We start from the raw sequence: 23403 nt of genomic DNA, 5'->3' as shown, positions 1-23403 counted from the left end.
ATAAAATTACCAATCATCGGTTTTAAATGGCGATGCCGGCAGATCGGCTTTGTTGTAAACATTGGCGGGAGGATTATCGCCCCATGCATAACGCACTGCAACGGGCTCGGCAATACCAGGGCTGGATACAACAATGGATGAGCCGTCGATACTTGCAACAGCCCACACAAATTTTTTATCCTTTCCTGCAATAGCAAAACCAATGGGCTTATCACCTTTAACAATTAAACCACCATCGGCATAATTAAAGTTCAGCCGGATAGTATTGCCCTCAATTGTCATATTGCTGAAAAGGGGACCCGAATAAACATTTTGCTCACCATATACTTTTGCTTCGGCAGCTAATGCCAAACGCAAACCAATTTGTTGTTTATTTTTAGGATGAATATTGGAAGGATCGTCGGCATTATCAATCGCCACCACCATCGCCGTATTTTTTACAGCAAGATTTTTTAGTTGCTGGTCCCTTACAACAGTGGTACCGCCTCCTTTACCCGGAATGGTATCCAATGTCTTTCCATAGTTGGCTAATTGCACATAAATAAAAGGGAAATCGCCCTGGGCAAAATCTGTTCTCCAATTATTGATCAAGGCTTCCATTTGTTTGGCATAGATATCTTTTGTAGTGGTATTTGATTCGCCCTGGTACCAGATAGCACCTTTAATAGCATACGGAATCAGCGGAGCCACCATGCCATTGTACAATACATAAGGGCTATGCTGATCAACTTTCGGATCAGGATTTTTCGGTCCACGTGGCGGATCTTTTTTGCCAATTTTTGCAGCTGCAGCATCTGTTTGCCACTTAGCATAAGCGTCGATATATTTTTGTTTGGCAACAATACTGGTGTCATAAACTGCTTTCTTCTTTTCGTAATCACTTAACAGTTTTGCAAACAAGGGATCTGCTTCCAATGCTTTCTTGCTGGTCCATGCTTCTGCTGTGCTGGCACCATAAGCCGTGGTGATTAAACCAACGGGCACTTTATATTTATGGTATAATTCCCTGGCAAAAAAATAGGCCGCCGCAGAAAAATGACCCACGGTTTCCGGAGATGTGATCTCCCATTTACCTCCCACGGCATTTAGTATCACATCACTTGGAGTAAAGTCGGTATCAAAAACTCTTATCAACGGATAATTGGCGGTAGCCAGTTCCTGAGCTTCATGGTGTACACCGCACCAGTAGCGGTCTTCCCTTGCAACAGTCATATCCATATTAGATTGGCCGGAGCATAACCACACTTCTCCCACATACACATCTTTTACTATCAATGTATTTTTTCCTGTTACACTTAATTCAAACGGACCACCACTTTTAAGTTTATCTAATTTTATCATCCATTTACCATCTGCACCTGTAGTGGTTGTTTTCTTTTGTTTACCGAACGCAACAGTAACTTTTTCTCCTGCTGTTGCGGTACCCCAAACCGGCACCAATGCATTTTGCTGCAGCACCATGTGGTCGCCAAACGGACTGGCTAATTTTACCTGCGCAAAAATTATGGGGGAGATAAATAAAAAAGCAATCGTTTGAAAAAAGTATTTCATCATTATTGGTGGTGTTTATTGTAAATGCTTTTATCTATGATGGGCTAAAGCCCGAAAATATTTTGTGATTTTATCCCTGCCCTAAAAGGCAGAGCAAGTCATAACCTGCCGCGGCCTTCGGTCTGGTGATACGAGCTCTCTTTTCGGGCTTTAGCCCATAAACTCATTCGCAACTATTATTCAAACACAATCACAAATCCATCATTGGGTTTTATACTGATGGTTTTACTTTGTTTCGTGTATACGGTTACTTTATTAATATCAATATCATTTTTATCGTTGGTAAAAAACAAGGTGCCGGTTTTAAAAGGGGCAATAAAAGGGAGTTTATCAATATTAATTTGCTGTGTTGCAGTATCTGCATTGATTGCTGCCACATACCATTTGGCTCCTGCCCTTCTTGCTACCGCATAAAATTTTCCGGGATAGCCATCAATAAATTTTACATCATCCCATTTTGCAGGCACGTTCTGCATATAATTTTTCACTGCCTCCGGCATCTTCGCCATGCCATCAGGGCTTTCAGCAAAATGCTGAATGCCCGATAAAAAGAGTACTGATGTGGCCAATTCAAACGCACTGGTGGTCTTCCTGTTGATATGTGGTATCTTATACAAGTTCACCGGCGTAAAATCCATCGGGTCAAATGCATTGCGTGCAAAAGCACACATCACCATGTGTGCAGGCGCTACGTCTGCATCTTTCTGGTTAAAAGTGATCATCTCGTATCCATACACTGCTTCGGTGGTCATTAAGTTAGGATAGGTTCTTTGCCATCCTCTCGGCAATGTGGCACCATGAAAGTTTACGAGTAAATGGTATTGTGCGGCATCCTCTAAAATATCCTGGTAATAATTGATCATCGATTGTCCGTCACCGGCAAAAAAATCTGTCTTAATACCTTTAATGCCCATTTGCTGCAACAGTGCAAACTCTTTCATCCTGCTTTCGTGTGTAAGCATTTTATCTTTTGGGGTATACTTTACCGTATTCCAATCGCCGGCAGAATTGTACCATAATAAAATGCCTACATTCTTTTTTGCAGCGTAGTCCGCCAGTTCTTTTATTTTATCGTAGCCGATCTTTTTATCCCATGCGGCATCTATCAAACAATATTCCCAGTGCATATCTGCAGCATAGTCAATGTATTTTTTCTGTTCATCATACACAATAAAATTATCCTTACTCATGATCCAGCTCCAGGATGCCCGGCCGGGTTTTATAAAACTGCTGTCTACTGCAATGGCAGGCAGCGCCAGATCAGTTCCTAATGTAGATTCTGCAATGGTTTTTAAACTTCCCAATGCAATAATGCGCCAGGGTGTTTGCCAGGGCAAAGTGGATTCAGGAAATAAAACCCCATTGGTTACTCGTTCTGAATCTTCAGGAAAATTAATCTTATAGTCGTTGTTATCCGAGAATTGTTGTAATGATGTGCCGCAATACGTTCTTCCTAATGCCGCTTCTGTTATCAGCATCCAGGTATCAGCATAATGAAAAAGCGCAGGGTACACCCAACCGTTTTTTCCCGGCGCCGGTGTACCGGTTTTAATATCCATCAGGTAATGTGCTTCGTAAGAAGGATTGCTATGCTCCCAGCCGCTCTGTGCTTCCGTTTTGGGCTGCAGCCAGGCTTTGGTACCTTCTAAAAAATGAAAGCTGGTCGTTTCCTGTTTTATTTTTTTTATGGCAGAAGATATTTGCGGAAACACATACCGAAATGCCACCCCATCATTGGATACCTGGAAGATGACCTGCATGGCGTCGCCGTTTTTATTTTGCACTGCAATAGTTCTTTTATTTGCCGCATAGCTGACCGAAGATTTTTTTGCCGTCAGCATATTGTATTTGTCTTTTACAAATGCCATATCCGAACTGCTGAGCCATTGCAGACCTGTTGAAAAATCGGCATCTTCCCTAACGATACCCAAAGCGGAATTTTGTAATACCATTTTTCCTGCATACTGAATATTATATACCAGTTGCTGATCTTTATCCAGTAATACCTGTACGGCAATTTTTTTATCCGGGCTGGTGATGATCGTATTTTTTATCACCACTCTTTTTTGTTGCGCCTGTACTTTAACAGGAATATAAAAAACAACCAGCGCCAATAAAACAACCTGTAATTTTTTCATCTTTTGAATTTTATCTTTTATTTATCGTATTTTCTTTTCAGCCATTCTTCCGGTACAGGAATAATGCAGATATTCATCGACCGGTTATCTGCTGATAACATCGCCGATTCAATTTCAATTTTTGTGCCATCCGGGCTCATCGTTGGGTGCGGATGATCTGCTGCTGTGGTTTTATGCCCTGCGGATAACAGGATCATTTCTCTGGTATGCCGGTCGATCAGGTAAATATTTCTTGCAAAATCATCTCCCACTGCCCACCTGCCATCAGGCGATCCGCTCACATGCCATAAACCACTGCCACTTGTGGTTTGCCCTGCTATCGTCATTTCCCTGGTACGCAAATTTACAATTCCTAAACCAGTTGGTTTTTCTCTCGTACCTGATGGCCCCCATGCAGCCTCCTGCCCCGGATTGGCCCCACTCACCGCGGTACCTGCTTCCACCTGTTTTTCTGTACCCGGAATTTTTCTATGCCCCATAATAGCAATAGCCACTTCATCTTTTGCAATCACAACTTCATGTGTTACCCATTCATATTCTGATTCGGGATACAATGGCCGAAGGCCGGTACCATCACTCATCACCGTCCAGGTGCGTTGTGGTGATTTACCACCCGTTTCCCAGCAAAAAACAATTTCTCCCGGTACCCATGGATTGGTTTGTATATGGCCAATTTGAAAAGGTACTGATACTACATATTTTATTTCGCCGGTGTGAATATTCATACCTGCAATACCGGAAGGGCCTGCACCCATATTACGTGGGCCAAAGTTTTTTTCCAATACGGTGCCCGGTGCCAGGTGCTTCGTGGCTTCCTGCAGGCCTACACGAAAATAAGCCCACGCTTCATCGCCATCCAAAGCCATATCACCGCCGGCGCCCAATGCTGCCGGTGTAGTGCCGCAAACACGTTGATAAGCGGCTGCTTTTTGTAAGGTACCTGCTTTGCTATCGGCAAATAATTTTGCCAGGTCTACTTCTATAATTTGTACCGGCCTTTGCACACGGCGGCGTGCAGTATCGCCGGGCGTTGGCGGAATGGTATCCGTTGTTTCATTCTTCATAAAGTACAGCTTCATCGATTGGCGTGCCACGTTAAGCATACCGGTATAACCGCCTTCTGTTACCTGTACAATATCGCCCGTTTTTTCATTCACCGCCATCGCTTCGCCCTTTACACGGTTACTGCGAAAAATTAACCACTGCCCGTCGGAGGTCCACTGATTATGTGTCTGATAAATTTTTGAATCCCCACTTGGTGTGCTGGTTAAAAACAATAATTTAACTCCTGTAACAGGATCTGTAACTTCTTTTCGTTCAGATGGAAACCGTTTGCCGATCTGTGCATGAACAGGCATTGAATATAAGACCACAATACAAAAAGTCGCAAATATTAAGTAGTGTTTCATCGTTGTTTTATTTTCAGTATAAAATTATCCGTTCAATTAACTTTTGTGCAAACTATTTTATTCCGATTTTAATCAGGCCTGCTTCCCTTTTATACAAATAAGGCATAATGACACCCTGATCAGGAATGACCCTGCACTTTGATAACAAATAACTGTAGCGTTCATTCACCCTGAGGTAATTATATACCAGGCCTTGTGCGTCATTACTATTTACCAAAAGCAATCCCTTTTTTCTATTGAAAAACTGGTGTGCTACCATCAAATATTCTTTACTATCTACTTTAAACCTTGTAAACTGACCTGGAAATATCGTATACCTGTCCTTGTTATTAGGCACGAGGCTATCGCTGACAATTTTAAAATCTTTATTCAGTAAAGAAAAACGTACCCCCATTTCATCTGAAAAAGATGCATTACTTCCCTGTGCCATTCTTGAAAGCTGGTTATCGGTATCATACAGGTCCTGGCTGGCGGTGGCAGACATCGTATAATCTTTATAAACTGTTATTCTATCATCGTTAAAAACAGCAGGAGAACGTTGCTGCCATTTTGCAAAATTCATCCATTTTGTGCCCCCATCTGCAAGTATAAAATTAGTATTGGCCCTTTTTCGAAACTGCGTTTTTAAAATTGTAAAAGGCACCTGCTCTACCAATATCTTATTGAGCCGGCTTATAAATACAAACTGCTTAGACCTGTAATTTAAATCGGGATCGATAAGCAATGCTGAAACTGTAGCAGTTGAATCAGCAGTGTTAAAATCAACATAAGGCTGTGCATATAAATACCCCGGACTATGAAAGTTGTTGCGTATAGTAAAGCCTGTAGCCAGGTTCACTTTCATCAATTCCAGCGATGTGCCACTTTGCAAAGTTTTTAAAACAAACAAATAACGACCAAAGATGAGAATTTCCTGCTGCAACTTTTCTTCATACCTTTTAAAATCGTAGCTGACCTTATGTATAAACGAAACATTCAGCAGGCTGTCTGTTTGTAACATCACCAGGGTACTTTTCTCAACATCATCAATTGCTGTATGATACAACATCCATAACTGCCCCTGGTTAGGAATGAGTTGAAAACCCAATTTAATATTACCTGACTGTGACTGCAATAATTTTTGAAAGGCGTCCGACATATCAATACAACTCCCGTTACCATCAACTTTCCAGAATAAATATTGCTTGGTAAAATGTGGCCTGATAAAAACATAGTAAAAACTGTCAAAGGGTATGATTCTTAATTCCGCATTGTCGGGAAAAGTAAAAGGCATAGTCGTCTTTTGCACAAATTCTAACCTGGCATTATAAATGCACATTTCCGGCTTTTCATTGTGACTAAAACTCAGCAAATGATGATTACCAGCAACGTTAGCCACCAATTGAAAATAATCAGGATTGTTAATATACATATTGCCCCCTTTGTTGTAAGCAATGGTTTGTGCTGCAGCATTGTTGCCATTAACCAATAGCATGCAGCCCCAGATAAAATATATTACAAAGAATCTTACGTGCATATTTACCTTTTGTTCATTCTATGATCAGGATATTTTAAATGCAATGGCGTAATTGGTTTCAGGCATATCTGCAGGCAATATAATTTCAAGGCCTTCACTGCTTCTTTTAAATTGTACGGCAGTGCCATTGCATAATGTAACAGCATTAATAGCCTGTGGGTGTAAGGCATTACCTTCTGATAAACTGCTGATGAGTACCTTTCCATTCTCCGGCCAGCCCAAAGCAACAGCATATAAAATATTTTCCTTTACAGTAAACCTGATATCTTCCGCCGTAAATGGTTTGCCTTTGCCTTCATTAAAACCCTGTGCACTCAGTGCTGCCACTTTTTCCAGGGCAGGGCCCTCGCCAAATATTTTCCATGGCCTGGTATCATAAATACATTCACTGTTAACAGCCATCCATTTTCCGATATCTTCTACTATCTTTCTTTCATCACTATCAATGGTACCATCTCCTTTTACAGGTACACTTAAACAAAGATTACCGTTCTTACTTACCACATCCACTAAAGTATGAATAACCGTTTTGGCCGATTTGTATTTATGATTTGTGAAAATAGATTGCTGGTAATGCCAGCCGCCAATGCAGGTATCTGTTTGCCATGGCAAGGGTTCAATTGTATTGCTCTGCCCACGTTCAATATCCCACACCATGCACTTACGTTGTTGTTCATCCAGTATTTTTCCAAACAACACGGCTTCTAACTTTCCTTTTTCTTTGATGCTTTTATTGTAGAAATGTGCGGCTATCTTCAATCCTGCATCGCTTACCGGCCACAGTGGTAAAGCAGTATCATCAAAGTAGATCAAATCAGGATTGTAGGTATCAATTAAATCTATGGTGCGGTTTAAGAAACTTTTACAATAGGTTTTGGAAGGAACATTTACCCCATTACCCCAGTTCCATTGTTTATGTATGGCTCCATTATCACTGCTGTTCTCACTCAGCGGATGATTTTGTGCATAAAGCTCCTGCGGATCATATCCTTCCCACCATTTTCCTTTGCCATCTTTTTTGGTAAGCTTACCATCGTAAGGCACGCCGGCATAGGCGCCGCTCTTGTCAGCCCGTTGTGCGGTCTCGTACCAGCTCCAGGCATGTGCGGCATGCACACTAACGCCAAAGTGTAACCCGTTTTTACGTGCTGCTTTTTCCCATCCGCCAACCAGGTCTTTTTTAGGGCCGATATTAGTTGAATTCCAACGGTGGTATTTACTATTGTACAAATCAAAATTATCATGATGATTGGCCAGTGCCATAAAAAATTTTGCCCCGGCATTTTTGTATAACGATACCAACGCTTCGGGATTCCAGTTTTCAGCCTTCCATTCGTTGATCACATCTTTAAAACCAAACTGCGACGGATGCCCGTATTTTTCAAGATGGTATTTGTATTTTGCATTGCCTTCCATGTACATTTCCCTTGCATACCAATCGCCAAACTCCGGCTGGCACTGGGGGCCCCAATGTGCCCAGATGCCAAACTTGGCATTGCGGTACCATTCAGGCGTTTGGTATTGCTGCAGAGATTCCCAGGTGGGTTTAAATGTACCTTTTAAAATTGTATCGCCTGCTTCATTAAATAAAAAGGAGGCTGCCTGCATTTTATGATGCAACATGGCCGCAGGTATTGCTGCGGCTAATTGTTTGATGACGGTGCGTCTTTTCATATAGTGTTGTTGTTTTTGCAATCCTGCTAAAGATTGCCGGTTTACACCCGTTTTGTAACTGCCTTATTATTTTAGCTGTTATAAAAACGAAATCGTTTTCAGATAAAGGCCAATCGCTGCCCGTAATTTATTCTTCTCTTTTAAATAAGGTTTGGGTAGCTTCAGTGGTTGGCCAGCCATCTTTATCAATATACAGTGGTTTAATGTTCAGTAAAGAAGCGCCGTTCTGGCTGCGGGTGTAAGCATGGTACACAATAAAAGTGGTATCATGCTCTGTAAAAAATCCATTGTGCCCACGGCCGGGCTCTGTACTATCGCCGGCCAGCAATAAACTGTATTTATTATCCAGGAAACTTTCGCCTTCTTTATTTAAATAAGGGCCATGTACATCCTTAGAACGCCCCATTACAACCTGGTACGTACTGTTGATACCTGCACAACATCTGCCCCTGGAAACAAAAAGATAATAATACTGCGCACTCTTTATAATAAATTCGCCTTCGCCCAGGCTGGTGGTGATAATGGTGATTGCCGGGGGATCTTTCATTAATTTTCCAGTTGCGGCATTAAGTTCCACCAATCTTAATCCTGCTTTGTACGAGCCGTAGACCAGGTATTCTTTTCCGTCTCTATCAATAAAAATATTGGGGTCAATTACATTTACCCCTTCGCCGCCATTTTTATAACTGATCACCTGGCCTTCATCTACCCATTTATAAGCAGGATCGTTTTTATCCAATGTGGTGTTGGTGGCATAGCCAATGCTGGAATTAAAATTCATCCATGCCGATACCGAATAATACAAATGGTATTTGCCATTGTGGTAATGAATATCAGGAGCCCAGAGGCTGCCATCCTGTGCAGGAATATCATTCTTATACCATGCCGGTAAATTGGTGGAATCAAAAACACGTCCGGCATTTTTCCAGTTGATCTTATCAGTTGATGTTTTAACACTAATACCCCTGCCGGTAGAAAAAACATAATAGGTATTGCCCTGCTTTATCATTACAGGATCGTGTACAAAAAGATTACCGTGCAACCCATTGTTATCAATGCTGCGGTTGAATGGCTGTGGTTGCGAAAAAGAATGATGCACAATAAAAATCAACAAAGCAGGCAATTGAAAATATTTTTTCATAATTATAATTTCCTGTTTATAAAATCAATGTTGGCGCATCAATTATAATTAACTACTTTATAGGAGTTAGGGTAACAGGCCCTGCCAGTCCCGAGGTTTTAGGTTCCCATTTTGATGCATCAAACAAACCATCTGCTCCCCTGTTGGGGCCCAGCCTTGCAGGAAAATTAGTGTTGTTGAATTTTTTCCACACTACTTTTCTTTTATCCAGGTCGATGATACGATTGGCCATGCTATTGGCTACTTTTATTTCAATAAAGTTATCTGCTTTTAAATATTTGGTATCAATTACAACACTGTAATCCGGGCCAATTAATGTAGCGATCTGTTTTCCATTGATCAGTATTTCAGCACTTTCATATACTTTGCCTAAATCCAGTAAATACCGGGTAGCATTACCTGCTGGTTTTTTAAAAGTACTGCTGTAAATTGCGGTACCGGAAAATATTTTATAACTATTGTCATCCAATTCTGTCCATGGCTTCAATTGATTTAATGCAACTGTAGCTGGCAAGGCCGGTCCGCCATCAATAAATTTCAATGTCCATGTTCCTTGTATTGTTGTTGCAACAGTTGCAGATCTGCTATATGGATATCTTTTTCCGGTAAGGTATTTCGTATGGATGGTTTGTACAATAAAACTTTCATCGGTATTAAAAGGTATATGTACTTCAATAAACATATCTGTTGTTCTTCTTGTTTCAGCAACACCTGCCTGTCCTGTCATTGGATTGTACAATACCGCAGCATTAGATGTGGTTTGCAGTTTTACCCATTCATCCAGTTTTTTGCCACTGCGGTTAGCAATAAAATAAGTATTCCATCCACCCGACTTTCTCCTGTTAAACTGCAGCCCTTTTGCTACCATCGTTTCCTTCCGCACAGCAGCCGCTTTAAGCAAATCTTCCAGGTTGCCGCCGCTTAAAAATCTTCCTTTGCCAATATTAGCCATTTTTACATCAGGTACCCCATCAATAAATTGAAAATTTAACTGGCTTAATAGCGCTTTAAATGCCGCCAGGTTTTTATCTAACTGACCGTAACCCGGCACGTCAGAAGGTAAATTTTTATAAGCGATTATGGTGGCACCATTTTTCGCCAGCTCCATTAAATGTTGCAGCGTTTCTACTTTCATAAATTTTGCATCAGGCAAAACAATAGTTTGATAAGCTGTTCCCCCGGTAACAATTTTGTTATTTGCTGTTGTAAGATTCAAAATCTGCCGGTCAGAAATATAATCAAACGCATAACCGTTTTCCTGCATCATCGTTGCCGAGGTTTCAAAAGGCGTTCCGTTAAAATCGGGTTTCATACCATCAAAGTGTAATAACAGGTCTCTCCCCGGTTCTGAATATTTATCGTAGATAGGAAAATACAACAACACATCATTATCGGGTTTGCCCTGTTGCAAAAACGATTGCACCCTGGTAACATAACTGTTTAATGCACTAAAATTATTCCAGAAAGGATTGGCCTGTGTAAACTCTACGGCTGCATAAAACAACCTGCCCGGCCATGGTTCTGAAGGCGGCGAGTACGAGATACCGTGATATACGATATGATTTACACCGCCAATGAAATATACATCCAGTGCTTTTTTTACATCGCTTAAAGAAGACACAAAATGTTCATTCAGCCAGGTGGCAGATTCTGATGCGGCTAATGGTTTGCCCGTTACATGCGAAGTAGACGGCGCAAACTTAATGCGCAGTATTTCTGTTCCCTCTGTTTCAGGAATATCCACCACGCCATATAAATCCAACGTATTTGCAGGCGAACCATGCGACTGGTTACGAACGATCTTCCCTTTACTGTGCGCCCATTTTTTCCATTCACCGGTAAAATCTTCTAAGATCAATTCATCTATCGTCATCCTGTAATCACACAATATCCTGTTCGTTCTGTCGGTATGTGTTTTGGTAAATAGTGCAGGCAATGCTGTTCTCAGGTCATACCCTCTTCGCTTTTTAAATTCTTCAAATAATTTTGGGGTGTAATTAGATTGCCCTCTTGCATCATCTACTTCATACGAATCATTAAAAAATCCACGCAGGCTGCTGATATCAACGTTCTTAAATGCATCGTCAAAACGTTGTAAATAATGTTGCAAAGCACTGGCCGAAAAATGATCGATCACATTGCCTTCGCCACCCGGTGCTGCTCTCTCCACTTGTTTACCATGCCAGCCCATAAACAAAGCATACAAATTCCATTTACCATCAGGGGCTGTCCAGTGTAGATTACCATTGGCATCTACTTTATTGGTAAGATCAATATTTTCCCCCGCATCAGAATAGGCCATTAAGGTCTGCAAAGGCAATGGCCTTACAAATCGTACCTGGTCAATAGACAATGCCTGTAAATTTTTATTGGCAGATACCGGCTGCAGTACATCTTCTATCTTAAGTGGTTTATAATTTTCTGTACGCACCAAAGGTTCCTGTATGAACTGAATGGTATCTTTTAAAGTTTCACCGCCATTAAGGCTGTACATTTTTACCTGCATATTCTTACAGGCATCTTCATCACCTATCCACGGACCGCCAAACGGCCAGCCGGTAGCGTTAGCAAGGTCAATTCCAAGATCTAATCTTTTACCTTCTTTTAAAGTATGACTGAATACATCCATCCATGCTTTGGATAAAAAAGGGATGTACTGGTCTTCTTCATGCTGCACGCCATAGATCGGTGTTATTTCCAGGCCACCCAGCCCCACCTGCTGGTATTGCTGCATCACAGTGGTAAGATCATTTTTTTTCACCTGGCTGCCCAGCCACCACCACCTTGTCCAGGGTTTGGTTTGGTTGGTAGTTGCCGGCCATTTCACCTGTGCCATTGCAGAACCAAAAACTATAACAACAAAAAAAGACAACAATACTTTACGCATGATAGATTTTAATTTAACAAGCTCAAAATTTTCGTCATTCGTGAGACGTGAAACGTGAGACGTCAGTCGTGAGACGTGAGTGGTAAATCGTCAGTCGTGAATAGCTAAAAGAAATAACCATTATCAGAGTGCCACTCACGATTCACGCCTCACGTCTCACGACTTCTTCACCTCCACCGCATACACATTCGATTCCCCTTCAAAATTTGCCCTGAAGATGATCCATTTACCATCCGGGCTAAAATGCACATTCGGTTCTAATTTATATTGATGGTGTTTCATATTTACCAGTTTCTCCGTATCAAAATGATCGCCGTTGGGCGTAAACAAATTGATCCATTGTCCATCAGGTGCTTTAGCTACCGCACCAGGGTCGCCGCCATCACCTGCAAATAAAGTTTCATCGGCATTGCTGTTGTAATGCACACTCCAGTCGTTACGGGGCAGGCTGTATTTAATTTCTTTTCCGGTAGCTACATTATAACCGCCTACAAAAAAAGTTTGTCCCTTGGGTTGTTGCAGGTCAAACCACATCGTTTTACCGGTTTGCCCAAACCATTCGTGTCCCCAAATTTCCATATCCATTGTGCGGTGATGCACTTGTGTGATCTGTTTGGTATTTACATTAATATGCCAGATCCTGTTTACTTTATGCCAGGGCCCTTCGTGGCAAAAGGAAAGCAATGCCGGATCGGTGGTGGAAAATTGTAAATGATTCAGCCAGGCACTGTCGGTAAATATCTTATTCAGCACACCTGTTTTTACATCAATGGTAAATAAGGTTTTAGGCAGATGAGCATCATAGATCAGGTTAAAATAACTGCTCTTATTAGGATTGTTTTTTAAAATTTCCTTTTCCGCATCAGTAGCCCTGGAACCTGCCAGCAGCGTACCGTCACAATTTACTGTCATGATGCCCGATTTAAAATCTGCAGGATACACCGATACCAGTCTTTCTTTTTTAGTAACAAAATCCAACGCAAAAATGCTGTCTTTTACCTGGTAAAAAACTGTTTTTGTTTTTTCGCACACCACTTCGCCATTCATGGGTGAGGCATGAAAAGTAAGCTGTGTTAATTTTTTTGTCTTCAGGTCAATACTCCATAGCTGGGTATTGTTGATATTGGTGGCGGGTGTGGCTTCTCTTTTCATATCGGTTACATCAGCAGCTTTTTGTTTGCTGTTATTGTAAAAGATCATGTTATTGCCAATAAAGGGATTGTTGTGAAAATAAAAACTCAGGCTGTTGCCGGGCAAGCCATCCGACAAACGCACTACTTTATGATGGGTATCCTTATCGATCCATTCGGCAGGCATTTTTTGTCCGCCGGTTTCCAATACTTCCTGTGCCTGCAATGCAGTACAGGCAGCTGCTATCAGCAATCCTGTTAAAAAAACTCTCATTAGTGTAAAAGGTTTTAGTGTTGATACAATCGTTAAAATCGTTATTAGTGGATGTGAATAGCAACACAATGTATTTTATCGAAGTATTGTAGCCATCCTGTAGTTACATGATGCCAAAAGATGAGGACAAGCACCTGCGGCGCTGCAAGACGGAACGCTGATTGTTATGATAATTATGATTGAATATGATATATCTCGATGAGGAAGATAGGCGCCTGTGGCGCCGGGGGGCAGAACGCAGATTTTTATGATAATTATGATTGAATATGATATATCCTAAAAAATCTTAACCATCATAAAAATCTGCATCCCCTATTCCCTCACCAAAGCTGGTAAAAAATTAATCTTAAAAAATCTTAATCATCATAACAACCTGCGTTCCGTATTCCCCACCGAAGGTGGTAAAACTCAATCCTGAAAATCTTAACCATCATAACAATCTGCGTTCCGTATTCCCCCACCGAAGGTGGCCAGGCCTCAATCATTCACCATCTTCTTCCCCACCAGCTCTTCCGGCAGCAAGGGCCAGTTGTTATTGGCCAAATGTGCTTTTTTCATCATCGCATTCAGTTTTCTTACAATGCCCGGAAAACGATCTGCCAGATCATTCTTTTCACCGGCATCATATTTCAGGTCATACAATTCAACTACCGTAGTGGCTTTATTATTTACATTCAGCTTCACCAGTTTCCAATCCCGCCAGCGCACCGCCTGCCGCCCATTATTTTCATGAAACTCCCAATACAAATAATCATGCTGCAGTTGTTTGCCCTGGCGCAATAAAGTGGGCAGAACAGAAATGCCATCCACTTTTTTATTCACCGGTAAACCTGCCACCTGCTCAAACGTAGGATACATATCCCACAAGGCCAGCCATTGATTGGTTACAGCCGGTTGTATCTTTCCTTTCCAATAGGCGATAAAAGGTACACGAATGCCGCCTTCATACAAGTCTCTTTTAATGCCGCGGTAAATACCATGGTTCTGAAAAAATTCAGGGTCGCCGCCGTTCTCTTTATGCGGACCGTTATCGCTGCAAAAAATGATCAGTGTATTTTCTGCTAATCCATTTTTGTTAATTGTATTTACAATCTCCCCTACATACTTATCCAGCCTGCTTACCATAGCAGCAAAAGCAGCATGCGGGTAAGGCTCATAAGCCAGGGTATCTTTTTTATTACCAAAAGGAACCGGTGTTTCATTAAATTTTCTGATGTAATAATTATACACGCTGTCGTGTGGCAAAATCACATCGCCATGGGGTAAGGTATAGGGTAAGTACAAAAAGAAAGGTTGCTGGTTGGTTTGTTGCCTGATGAATTGCATGGCTTGTGCATGAATGGTATCAGCCGAGTATACGGCGTTGGCGGTAAGGTTGGCCGTAAAATCAATACGGTCATGGTTATGCCATAAATGATCGGGGTAATAATCATGTGCCAGCGATTGACAATTGTACCCGTAAAATTCATCAAAGCCTTTTTTGGCAGGGTCGCCTGTAGTAGTGATAAAACCTAAACTCCATTTACCAAAAGCGCCGGTGCGGTAACCATTTTTTTGTAACAGGTTGGCAATGGTCACCACATTTTCTTCCAATGGCGTTTGCCCTTCGGGTGCAAATGATTTATTGCCTCGTATGGGGGTGTGGCCTGTGTGCATACCTGTCATCAGGGTGGTACGTGCAGGGGCACATACGGTAGAGCCGGAATAAAACTGCGTGAATTGCATGCCTTCTTTGGCAAGCCGGTCCAGGTTAGGCGTTTCAGTTTTTTGTTGCCCGTAACAACCGAGGTCTGCATAGCCCAGGTCATCGGCAAGTATGAAAATGATATTGGGTGGTGGAGATTTTGTTTTTTGTTGTGCTGTTGCTCTAATAGCAAACAGCAATAAAAATAATGTAGTAACTCTTTTAAAGATTAGTATCATTTAATTATTCGTATTTTCTTTTTACTTCTTTTGCGAATTCTTTTAAACCAGTTGCTTTCACCTCCACAGCCGGTGGGGCTGCGTACCTGCGCCGGCGCTGCTTTTGCCTCTTTCGAAAAATTATCGCCTGCCGGCGAATTTTCCGAATCCCGCCTTCGGCGTTACCGAACCAAAAGAGGCGCCTTACGCAGGTACTGGTGGAGAAATAGAAACAGTTTTTTTATTGAACTCTCATTCTTACTTACCTTTCGCAGCAAAATATTTTTTTCAACTTTCAACTTCCCTAAAGCTTCTCATACACCTCCACCTCTATTATACTCAGCGTTCCTTTCGCAGTCGCATCATTTCTTCCCACACCATCATCCAATTTTTTGCCATTCACTTCCATGCCGGTGGTAGTGGCGGCGCTGGTAGTTTCTTTCACCAGCTCAATCCTTACTTTTTTTCCTTTGGTGGGTTTGCAGCTAAGGGTGCAATAGCCCAGGCTTTTGGGGGTACTGTCTCTATACACTTCTTTACCATCAACCGTAATACGTAAGGGGTAACTGCGGCTGCGGAAATTATTCAGCTTCAAGGTAATTTCACTTACGGTGGCGGCTCTTTCCAAATCGTATTCAATCCAGGCCGTATTCAGTTTACCATCATTCACCCAATCACTCAGTTCATTATCATCATAGCTGGCAAAGGCACTGTCGGCATGTGCGCCGGCAGTGGCTTTTACAATGTTGATGGGTGTACGGGTAATAGTAAAAGATGCTGTGGCAGGCGTTGGCCCTCTTTGTAAATTAGAAGGTAGGCCGGCGGAAGGTAATATTTCAGCTAAGCCGCCTGTAGTTACAAACGGTGTAGTGGTTAACGTTAGGGTGGCCGGTTTTAAGCCTTCTGCAGTGGCAGTAATTTTTATTTCACCGGCGGTGGTGGTAGAACGGATCAGAAAACGGTTTACACCGCCCTCTACCGGAAACTGCTGCGACAAAATATAATTATCCGGCCCAATGGCCATACCGCCACGCCACACTGCCGGGCCATCCAATGTATAACTGATCATATTTAATGCAGTAGGGCAACGGCTGCCTTTGGCATCAATCACTTCTACTTCTACCAATGCCAGGTCATGACCGTCGGCAATAAAATTGGTGGGGCGTTTAATACTTTTTAAACGCAGTGCCACCGGTTCACCAACAGTAGTCAATTGGTCTGAACAAACTACATTATTTTTTTCGTCGTACCCTTTGGCGCTGATGCTGCCCAGTTGCCATTCCACATTTTTAAACGTAAACAAAAAGCCATCGCTCTTTGTACCAAAGCCTAATGAAGTGCCATTCACTTTCAGTTCCACTTTGGCGGCGGTGGAAACAACATAAATATCTTTTTTTACGCCCGGCAAATAATTCCAATGGCCTATAATATGGATATGTTGTTTCTCCGGGTTTACCCAGCCATCCCACATCACCTGGTTGGCATAAAAATTTTCTTTAATGATACGCAATGCATCCACTTCCCCGCTCCTGCGGTAATTATCCACGCCGCGGTGGTGCGTATTGGTTTCGCTGAAAACAATATTCACACCGCCGGCGCTTACACGCTTTCCGGTGCCCGGCCTTTCGTTCCAGAATTCGAACCAGCGTTTTACATTCTCCACAGCATGGCTTTCCATATTGCGGTTGTAGGCCGATGCATCCTGCCCGTTGTGCAATGGCCCCACTCCATCTTTATGATAAGGCGGCGTATAATCATCCCAGTATTTTCTTGAACCCTCATCACGGGAATATTCCATGGCCCACATGGGAATATGAGCGCTTTTATTCGTGTACAACATTTCTCCTCCATACTCTGCTACTTTGCTGTCCAGCATTTCACGGCTGCCAATGGCACGGCCACCTTTGGCATCATACGTATTGCGAATGTCTTTCATCTCCTGCATGTGTGCATCAGAAATACTTTCGTTACCACATTCGTAAAAAATAATGCTGGGGTTATTGCGGTTGTAAATAATAGCATCTCTCATCACGGCTTTACGCTGTTCCCATCTCACGCCTTCCACATCTTTTTCTGCATCGCCTGCCTGCATGGCCTGCATCAGGCCCACACGGTCGCAGCTTTCAATATCCTGTTTCCATGGGGTAATATGCATCCACCGTACTAAATTACCATTGCCCTCTACCATCAGGCCATTGCTGTAATCGCTCAGCCATGCCGGCACACTTAAACCCACTGCCGGCCATTCATTACTCGTTCTTTGTGCATAGCCATGCACCATTATCACGCGGTCGTTTAAATAAATCATCCCGTTTTTAAATTCCGTTTTTCTAAAACCGGTGGTGGTGGTTACGGCATCAATGGTAATATTATTTACCGTTAATTTTGTTTGCACAGTATATAAATAGCCATAGCCCCAGCTCCAGAAATTTAAGCCGCTCACAGCGGCAGCTGCCTTCACCGTTTTTATTTCTCCGGGTGCAATGGTAGTTTTATCGCCGGTAAAAGTTTTTATTACTTTACCGTCTTTATCACTGAGCTGCACTTCGTAAGTAATATTTAATTTAGCAAGGCTTTCATTTTTTACTTCACTCCCGGCATGTACCGTGGCAGTTTTTGCTTTAATGTTGTAATTATCGGCATACACATACACACCAGTTGTTTTTAAATTATTGTATAAGGGCAAGGTCTGGTACACTTTGGGTACAATGTGCAGGTACACATTCTTGCTGATGCCACCATAGTTGGCATTAAAATTTTTATCCTCCCATTGAAATTTGGTATTGGTAGCTTTTTCCCTGTACTCCCAGCTGTTATCAATACGCACGGCAATTACATTTTCTATATCGCCAAATTCGGCCAGGTCGGTAATATCAAAACCAAAAGCCATCACCCCGTTTTCGTGCAGGCCAATAAATTTTCCGTTTACATAAAATTCTCCGGCCTGCCTGATGCCTTCAAATTCTAAAAATATTTTTTGCCCTTTGGCTGTGGCGGGCAGGCGAAAATGTTTGCGGTACCAGGCAATGCCGGTGCTCAGATCAGCAATATCTTTTTTAAAGGCATCATCCTCGTTCCAGGCATAGGGCAGCGTGATATTTTTCCAGTACGAATCGGCAAAAGTTTTTTTGGCGTAGATGGTATCATCCTGCAGACTCAGTTTCCAGTCGCTGTTAAAATTGTATTTGGTGCGTTGCGCCTGCGCCTGCAACAAGGCAATAAAAAGAAGCAGCAATACAAAAGATCGTTTCATTAAAAATATTTTAGAATACTGTAATTCACTACGTGAAAAATATGGCCCGCAGATACCGCAAATGTCGCAGATTTATTGAATTCACTTTGTGAATTGTTTTGCCACGGATGACACGGATTTTCACGGATTAAATACAAAAGAAAATAGCCGGAGAGAAAATAAGACAGAATTACTGAACGTCTTACTGTCTTTCCGGCGAAAACCAATTCACAAAGTGAATTAAAAAATCCGTGTAAATCCGTGTAATCCGTGTAACCTGCCTGCCGGTAGGCAGGTCCGTTCCGTGGCCACCCACGCCCTTGCTGCGTAGCAGCAATTATCTCTTTATCTTATACACTTCACTGCCGGCCAACAGAAAGCAGCCCAATCCAAAATCCTCAAAATCCGGTTCCCTGTCGTATGTTACAGGCTGCGATTCTTTAGGCTCTTTGCCCGTGCCCTGCACCCAACCCAAAAAGCCATTGGCATGTACACTCTCTTTGGCCATCGCATTCCAGGCTTTGGTAACAATGGGTAAGTAAGTGGCACGGTCTAAAATTTTATTGTTGATGCCCCAGGCCATACCATATACAAATAACGAAGTGCCCGTTAACTCCTTGCCACCAAAATTGGTGCTGTCGTGCAGGCTGGCATTCCAGTACCCGTCGTTGCGCTGAATGGGAATTAACGCCGCCATCATCGCTTTATAATCCGATAAGTACTCCGTACGGTGCGCTTCATTTTTGGGAATGGTGCTGAGCACCCTTACCAATGCCGCCACTACCCAGCCATTGCCACGGCTCCAGTAACAATCTTCGCCATTGGGCTCTTTGTAAGGCGGATCAAAATCTTTATCCCGCCACCACAAACCTTCGGCAGCGTTGAACAAACCATTGTCGCCGTGTTTGTATTTGGTAAACGCATACATCTCGTACATGCGGTGAAAATAATTCGTGTCTTTATAAATTACGCCCAGTTTGGCAAACACCGGCATCGCCATTTGTATCGCATCCACCCAATGCCAGTCGTCAATTTTTGAGGATTGCAGCATCAGGTCAACAGAAGCTTTGATGCTGTCGATATGTGTTTTGTTTTTATCAATTTTGTACAGGTCAATATAGGTTTGCCCGCAGGCCTGGTTATCGCCGTTACGGGTTTTAATGCCATCCCGTAAACTCCAGTTGTGTTTGGCGCTCCAATCTACGGCGTAATTGTAATAGGCTTTTTGTTTATCTACGCTGTACAATGCCATCAGGCCTTCGTAATACACGGCCCTCGTCCATATATGGCTGGGCCAGGTGCGGTTGCGGCTGGGCACAAAAATGGGCTTGCCGGCATCGGGCCATTTATCCATAAAATATTTATTGGCCAGGGTAAGGGTTTTTAAAACATCTTTTTTAGCGGCAAGTTGTTGTGCGGTGGTATTTTGAACTACCCACAAACCAGCGCAGATAACCAGGAAGGCTTTAATACATTTCATATATGCAAGTTAAGGTGCTAATTAATATGCAGTTTAAAGCATTGGGCGGGGAAGAGTGTTATGTGGTATCCTGTAGGGGAAGTATTTTTTTGAATTTAGTTATTAAAGATTATTTTTATTTGGAAAATAAAAACATTAAATCGCATTTGCAAAGTTTTTGTGCGTTTTTTAATTAACTATTGGTTAATGAACAAAAATTGCGAAAATGCAGAAGTTAGCAACAATTTTATACCCAATGGCAATACCTGAAGCACAATTGCAAACTTGGTCAAATCAAGGGGCGACAACAACATCAGCCAATACCTACAATTCTATAAAAACTTGTATCGAGGGACACAATTGGAAAGATGATGTCAGTTTTGATATATACTTACAAGGTTCGTATCGTAATTTCACTAATATTCGAGGTGATAGTGATGTGGATGTCGTTGTTGAGTTTAGTTCTGTATTTTACTCTAATAAGCACAAATTAACACCAGAACAATTGCGTGATTTTAATGAATATTATTCCGATGGAAAATATTCACTGGACTCCTTTAAGGAGGCAGTTATCCGCAGATTAAAAAGCTATTATGGAGAAACCTATGTAGAAGTCGGTAATAATTCAATTAAGGTCCTTGCAAATTCAGGAAGATTAGAATGTGATGTTATTTGCTGTGCTGAATATAGAGACTATCGAAGTTTTAGTAAAATTAATACTGCTAATTACGCAAAGGGGATAGTGTTCTGGACAAATAAAACTAATGAAGAAGTCGTCAATTTCCCTAAACTACATTTTGATAATGGTGCTTCAAAAAATCAAAATTGTAATTCTAATTATAAACCTGCAATAAGAATTATTAAAAATATAAAGGCCAGTCTTGTAAATAATGGTATAATTACAAGTTCTCTTGCTCCTTCTTATTTTATTGAAGGATTAATGTTTAATATACCGGATAATGATTTTCAAAATAACACACACTATTCAAGAGTTCTAGCTCTTCTAAATACATTGCATAATTATTCAGATACTCAATTAGAGGCCTTAGTATGCCAAAATAGACAACGTTATTTATTTGGGAATTCCAAGCAACAGTGGAATATAGCTGACTGTAAAAATTTTAGAACTCAATTAATTAAATTCTGGAATGAGTTTCAATGACAAATAAGCATTTGAACATATTAGTTTTAGACGGAGGTGGCTCTAAAGGTGTTTATACTTTAGGTGTCCTCAAGGAGCTTGAGCTTAAGCTTGGCAAGCCACTACACGAGTCCTTTGGTCTAATTTATGGCACGAGCACCGGTTCAATAATTGCTGCGTTAATTGGATTGGGCTATAAAATAAGTGAGATTGAATTACTGTATTTAGAACTCATTCCGAAAATAATGAAAAGCAGAAGTAAATCGGGAAAAAGTAAGGCATTAGAAATAGAGGCAAAAAAAATATTTGGCGAAAGAAAATTTAATGCTTTTAAGACTGACATAGGAATTGTAGCCTTGAATTTTGACACTCAAATGCCCTTAATTTTTAAGACAAATATTCAACAAGCCCATGGAATGCAACAGTCATTCAAGCCAGGTTTTAACTGTACTATTGAAACTGCTGTGCGTTGCTCTAGTGCCGCATATCCATTTTTTAATAAAATGAAAATCAAAACAGAAAATCATGGAGAAATTGAAGTAGTTGATGGAGGTTTTATAGCGAACAACTCCACCTTATATTCAATGATAGATGCTTATAAATCACTTGGAGTGCATGAACAAAATATTCACCTTTTAAATGTTGGCGTTGGTCACTACATAGAAAATACATCAGGAATAATTTCTAGGCTTTTAAAAAAAATAGGAATATTTAACTTTTTTGAAAGGGTTTTGAACGCTAGCACAAATAGCAATACAATTGTTTCTAAATTGTTGTTTCCAAATTTGGACATATTAAGGATTAGTGACTCCTTTCCAGAGCCTAAACATGGGACAAATATGTTTGAGTATGATTTAAAAAAACTTAACAAAATGATTCAACTTGGTAGGGGTTCATACGCAAAGTATGAAAAAGAAATTTTAAGACTCTTAAGTATTGACTAAAAAACTGTTGCTAACATTGCTGCAAGTGGGGCTGGATGTTTTAAAATATCCTATCTACAGCAATACATGCCAATTAGCGGCAGTTCAAAAATCCTCAAAAATGGAAGATTTAAAAAAAATAATTGCAATAATTTTCAAGATATTTCCCCTGACCTACCTTCTGGGGTATTTAGTAATTGGAGGCTATTTAAGTAATTATAGTTTCTTCGAATATAATATTTTGAATCTTACTTTCTTAAAAGCTGGCGTTTTTATAACAATCTTTATTTTTTCTATCATAATAATGGTTTACTTTAGTTTCTCTAAAGAGACTATGACAGATGATTTAATAAAATCATGGCCTAGCTATATACTTGCCTTCTTTTTAGTTAATCTTTTCGTCTTTGCCTTTTCAAACTACATAGCTTTACAAAAAATATTAAAAGTTGGTAAAACGACATCCGCCATTTACTCAATCTTGGCCATATTATTGATTTTTTCCTTGATTTACTCCTCAAACAAAAAACATAAAAGTAAAAGCGGCATTTTTTGGTTACTATTTCCCGCAATTATTATATTGATAACACTATTATCGTTCATGTCGCACTATTCAGATGTTGTACTTACCTTTTGGATTTTTGCAATAATTATCTTTTTACTAACTTTTATTTCGTTTGGCGATATCGGAGATGGTGTATACACAATCAGTGCGCTAAAAGACTTTTTATTTCTGCTTATTATTTGTTTTTTCTTTGGTAAATATTTGTATGGTGAAATTCCAAGAAGTATTGGAGGTGGTAAGCCGTATACAATTGCTATAGATAAAAAATCTGCAAATCTGTTATTCGATAGTTTGCCTCATAAGTTTGACACATTAAAAGTTATTTATGAAAACGAATCCAATTTTTTACTTGAAGACAAGAATGGCCAAATTTATAATACTCAAAAAAGTGAAATAAAATCGTTCATAACACCAAAGGACGACTACCGCTAACAACACGGTGTTCTTCGCCGTCGTTGGTAGTC

The 23403-nt window shown here is 41.0% G+C and carries 14 protein-coding genes; 3 read left to right on the top strand and 11 right to left on the bottom strand.

Features of this window, described 5'->3' with window-relative positions:
- Nucleotides 1–6: 6 nt before the first annotated feature.
- The 11 genes from ACYVM0_RS00595 to ACYVM0_RS00545 all read right to left on the bottom strand — a co-directional run bounded on the left by ACYVM0_RS00595 (nucleotide 7) and on the right by ACYVM0_RS00545 (nucleotide 20334).
- Nucleotides 7–1554, bottom strand: coding sequence for a sialate O-acetylesterase family protein (locus ACYVM0_RS00595; protein WP_460550886.1), 1548 nt, complete (start codon nucleotides 1552–1554; stop codon nucleotides 7–9).
- A gap of 173 nt (nucleotides 1555–1727) precedes the next feature.
- The gene (locus ACYVM0_RS00590; RefSeq protein WP_460550883.1) at nucleotides 1728–3689 is read right to left on the bottom strand and encodes a glycoside hydrolase family 97 protein; all 1962 of its coding nucleotides are present in this window, start codon (nucleotides 3687–3689) and stop codon (nucleotides 1728–1730) included.
- 17 nt (nucleotides 3690–3706) lie between these two features.
- Nucleotides 3707–5098 (bottom strand): TolB-like translocation protein, encoded by a 1392-nt coding sequence (locus tag ACYVM0_RS00585; protein ID WP_460550880.1) that lies wholly within the window; start codon nucleotides 5096–5098, stop codon nucleotides 3707–3709.
- A 52-nt stretch (nucleotides 5099–5150) separates the two neighbouring features.
- Nucleotides 5151–6614: a hypothetical protein gene (locus ACYVM0_RS00580; protein WP_460550877.1), complete on the bottom strand. Its 1464-nt coding sequence runs from the start codon at nucleotides 6612–6614 to the stop codon at nucleotides 5151–5153.
- A 24-nt stretch (nucleotides 6615–6638) separates the two neighbouring features.
- Nucleotides 6639–8288 carry an alpha-L-fucosidase gene (locus ACYVM0_RS00575; protein ID WP_460550874.1) on the bottom strand — a complete coding sequence of 550 codons (1650 nt, stop codon included), beginning with the start codon at nucleotides 8286–8288 and terminating at the stop codon, nucleotides 6639–6641.
- Nucleotides 8289–8415: 127 nt separating this feature from the next.
- Nucleotides 8416–9429, bottom strand: coding sequence for an arabinan endo-1,5-alpha-L-arabinosidase (locus ACYVM0_RS00570; RefSeq protein WP_460550871.1), 1014 nt, complete (start codon nucleotides 9427–9429; stop codon nucleotides 8416–8418).
- A gap of 52 nt (nucleotides 9430–9481) precedes the next feature.
- Nucleotides 9482–12316, bottom strand: coding sequence for a glycosyl hydrolase family 2 protein (locus ACYVM0_RS00565; protein WP_460550868.1), 2835 nt, complete (start codon nucleotides 12314–12316; stop codon nucleotides 9482–9484).
- 156 nt (nucleotides 12317–12472) lie between these two features.
- Nucleotides 12473–13720, bottom strand: a complete 1248-nt coding sequence (locus tag ACYVM0_RS00560; RefSeq protein ID WP_460550865.1) for an oligogalacturonate lyase family protein — start codon at nucleotides 13718–13720, stop codon at nucleotides 12473–12475.
- A gap of 477 nt (nucleotides 13721–14197) precedes the next feature.
- A complete protein-coding gene (locus ACYVM0_RS00555; protein ID WP_460550862.1) occupies nucleotides 14198–15643 on the bottom strand; it encodes an arylsulfatase in 1446 nt (481 codons plus the stop codon).
- A 283-nt stretch (nucleotides 15644–15926) separates the two neighbouring features.
- A complete protein-coding gene (locus ACYVM0_RS00550; protein WP_460550859.1) occupies nucleotides 15927–18875 on the bottom strand; it encodes a sugar-binding domain-containing protein in 2949 nt (982 codons plus the stop codon).
- A gap of 316 nt (nucleotides 18876–19191) precedes the next feature.
- Complete coding sequence (locus tag ACYVM0_RS00545) at nucleotides 19192–20334, bottom strand: glycoside hydrolase family 88/105 protein (protein WP_460550856.1); 1143 nt, start codon at nucleotides 20332–20334, stop codon at nucleotides 19192–19194.
- Between the two features lie 205 nt (nucleotides 20335–20539).
- Here ACYVM0_RS00545 and ACYVM0_RS00540 point away from each other — a divergent pair, with 205 nt between their 5' ends.
- The 3 genes from ACYVM0_RS00540 to ACYVM0_RS00530 are packed head-to-tail and all read left to right on the top strand — an operon-like array spanning nucleotide 20540 to nucleotide 23371.
- A complete protein-coding gene (locus ACYVM0_RS00540; protein WP_460550853.1) occupies nucleotides 20540–21475 on the top strand; it encodes a nucleotidyltransferase domain-containing protein in 936 nt (311 codons plus the stop codon).
- A complete protein-coding gene (locus ACYVM0_RS00535; RefSeq protein ID WP_460550850.1) occupies nucleotides 21472–22398 on the top strand; it encodes a patatin-like phospholipase family protein in 927 nt (308 codons plus the stop codon). The genes ACYVM0_RS00540 and ACYVM0_RS00535 overlap by 4 nt, the downstream gene beginning before the upstream one ends.
- Entirely contained in the window at nucleotides 22391–23371 is a 981-nt protein-coding gene (locus tag ACYVM0_RS00530; protein WP_460550848.1) for a hypothetical protein, read from the top strand. Before ACYVM0_RS00535 ends, ACYVM0_RS00530 begins: the two co-directional genes overlap by 8 nt.
- The last annotated feature ends 32 nt before the right edge of the window (nucleotides 23372–23403 follow it).

It is taken from the genome of Ferruginibacter profundus, from assembly GCF_054783275.1.
The sequence above is the reverse complement of the archived record's forward strand: the minus strand, read 5'-3'. Positions and strand labels throughout refer to the sequence as shown.

Bases quoted from the DNA above. Each gene is read 5' to 3' on its own strand.
- ACYVM0_RS00595 (WP_460550886.1), bottom strand. From the start codon at position 1,554: ATGATGAAATACTTTTTTCAAACGATTGCTTTTTTATTTATCTCCCCC.
- ACYVM0_RS00590 (WP_460550883.1), bottom strand. From the start codon at position 3,689: ATGAAAAAATTACAGGTTGTTTTATTGGCGCTGGTTGTTTTTTATATT.
- ACYVM0_RS00585 (WP_460550880.1), bottom strand. From the start codon at position 5,098: ATGAAACACTACTTAATATTTGCGACTTTTTGTATTGTGGTCTTATAT.
- ACYVM0_RS00580 (WP_460550877.1), bottom strand. From the start codon at position 6,614: ATGCACGTAAGATTCTTTGTAATATATTTTATCTGGGGCTGCATGCTA.
- ACYVM0_RS00575 (WP_460550874.1), bottom strand. From the start codon at position 8,288: ATGAAAAGACGCACCGTCATCAAACAATTAGCCGCAGCAATACCTGCG.
- ACYVM0_RS00570 (WP_460550871.1), bottom strand. From the start codon at position 9,429: ATGAAAAAATATTTTCAATTGCCTGCTTTGTTGATTTTTATTGTGCAT.
- ACYVM0_RS00565 (WP_460550868.1), bottom strand. From the start codon at position 12,316: ATGCGTAAAGTATTGTTGTCTTTTTTTGTTGTTATAGTTTTTGGTTCT.
- ACYVM0_RS00560 (WP_460550865.1), bottom strand. From the start codon at position 13,720: ATGAGAGTTTTTTTAACAGGATTGCTGATAGCAGCTGCCTGTACTGCA.
- ACYVM0_RS00555 (WP_460550862.1), bottom strand. From the start codon at position 15,643: ATGATACTAATCTTTAAAAGAGTTACTACATTATTTTTATTGCTGTTT.
- ACYVM0_RS00550 (WP_460550859.1), bottom strand. From the start codon at position 18,875: ATGAAACGATCTTTTGTATTGCTGCTTCTTTTTATTGCCTTGTTGCAG.
- ACYVM0_RS00545 (WP_460550856.1), bottom strand. From the start codon at position 20,334: ATGAAATGTATTAAAGCCTTCCTGGTTATCTGCGCTGGTTTGTGGGTA.
- ACYVM0_RS00540 (WP_460550853.1), top strand. From the start codon at position 20,540: ATGCAGAAGTTAGCAACAATTTTATACCCAATGGCAATACCTGAAGCA.
- ACYVM0_RS00535 (WP_460550850.1), top strand. From the start codon at position 21,472: ATGACAAATAAGCATTTGAACATATTAGTTTTAGACGGAGGTGGCTCT.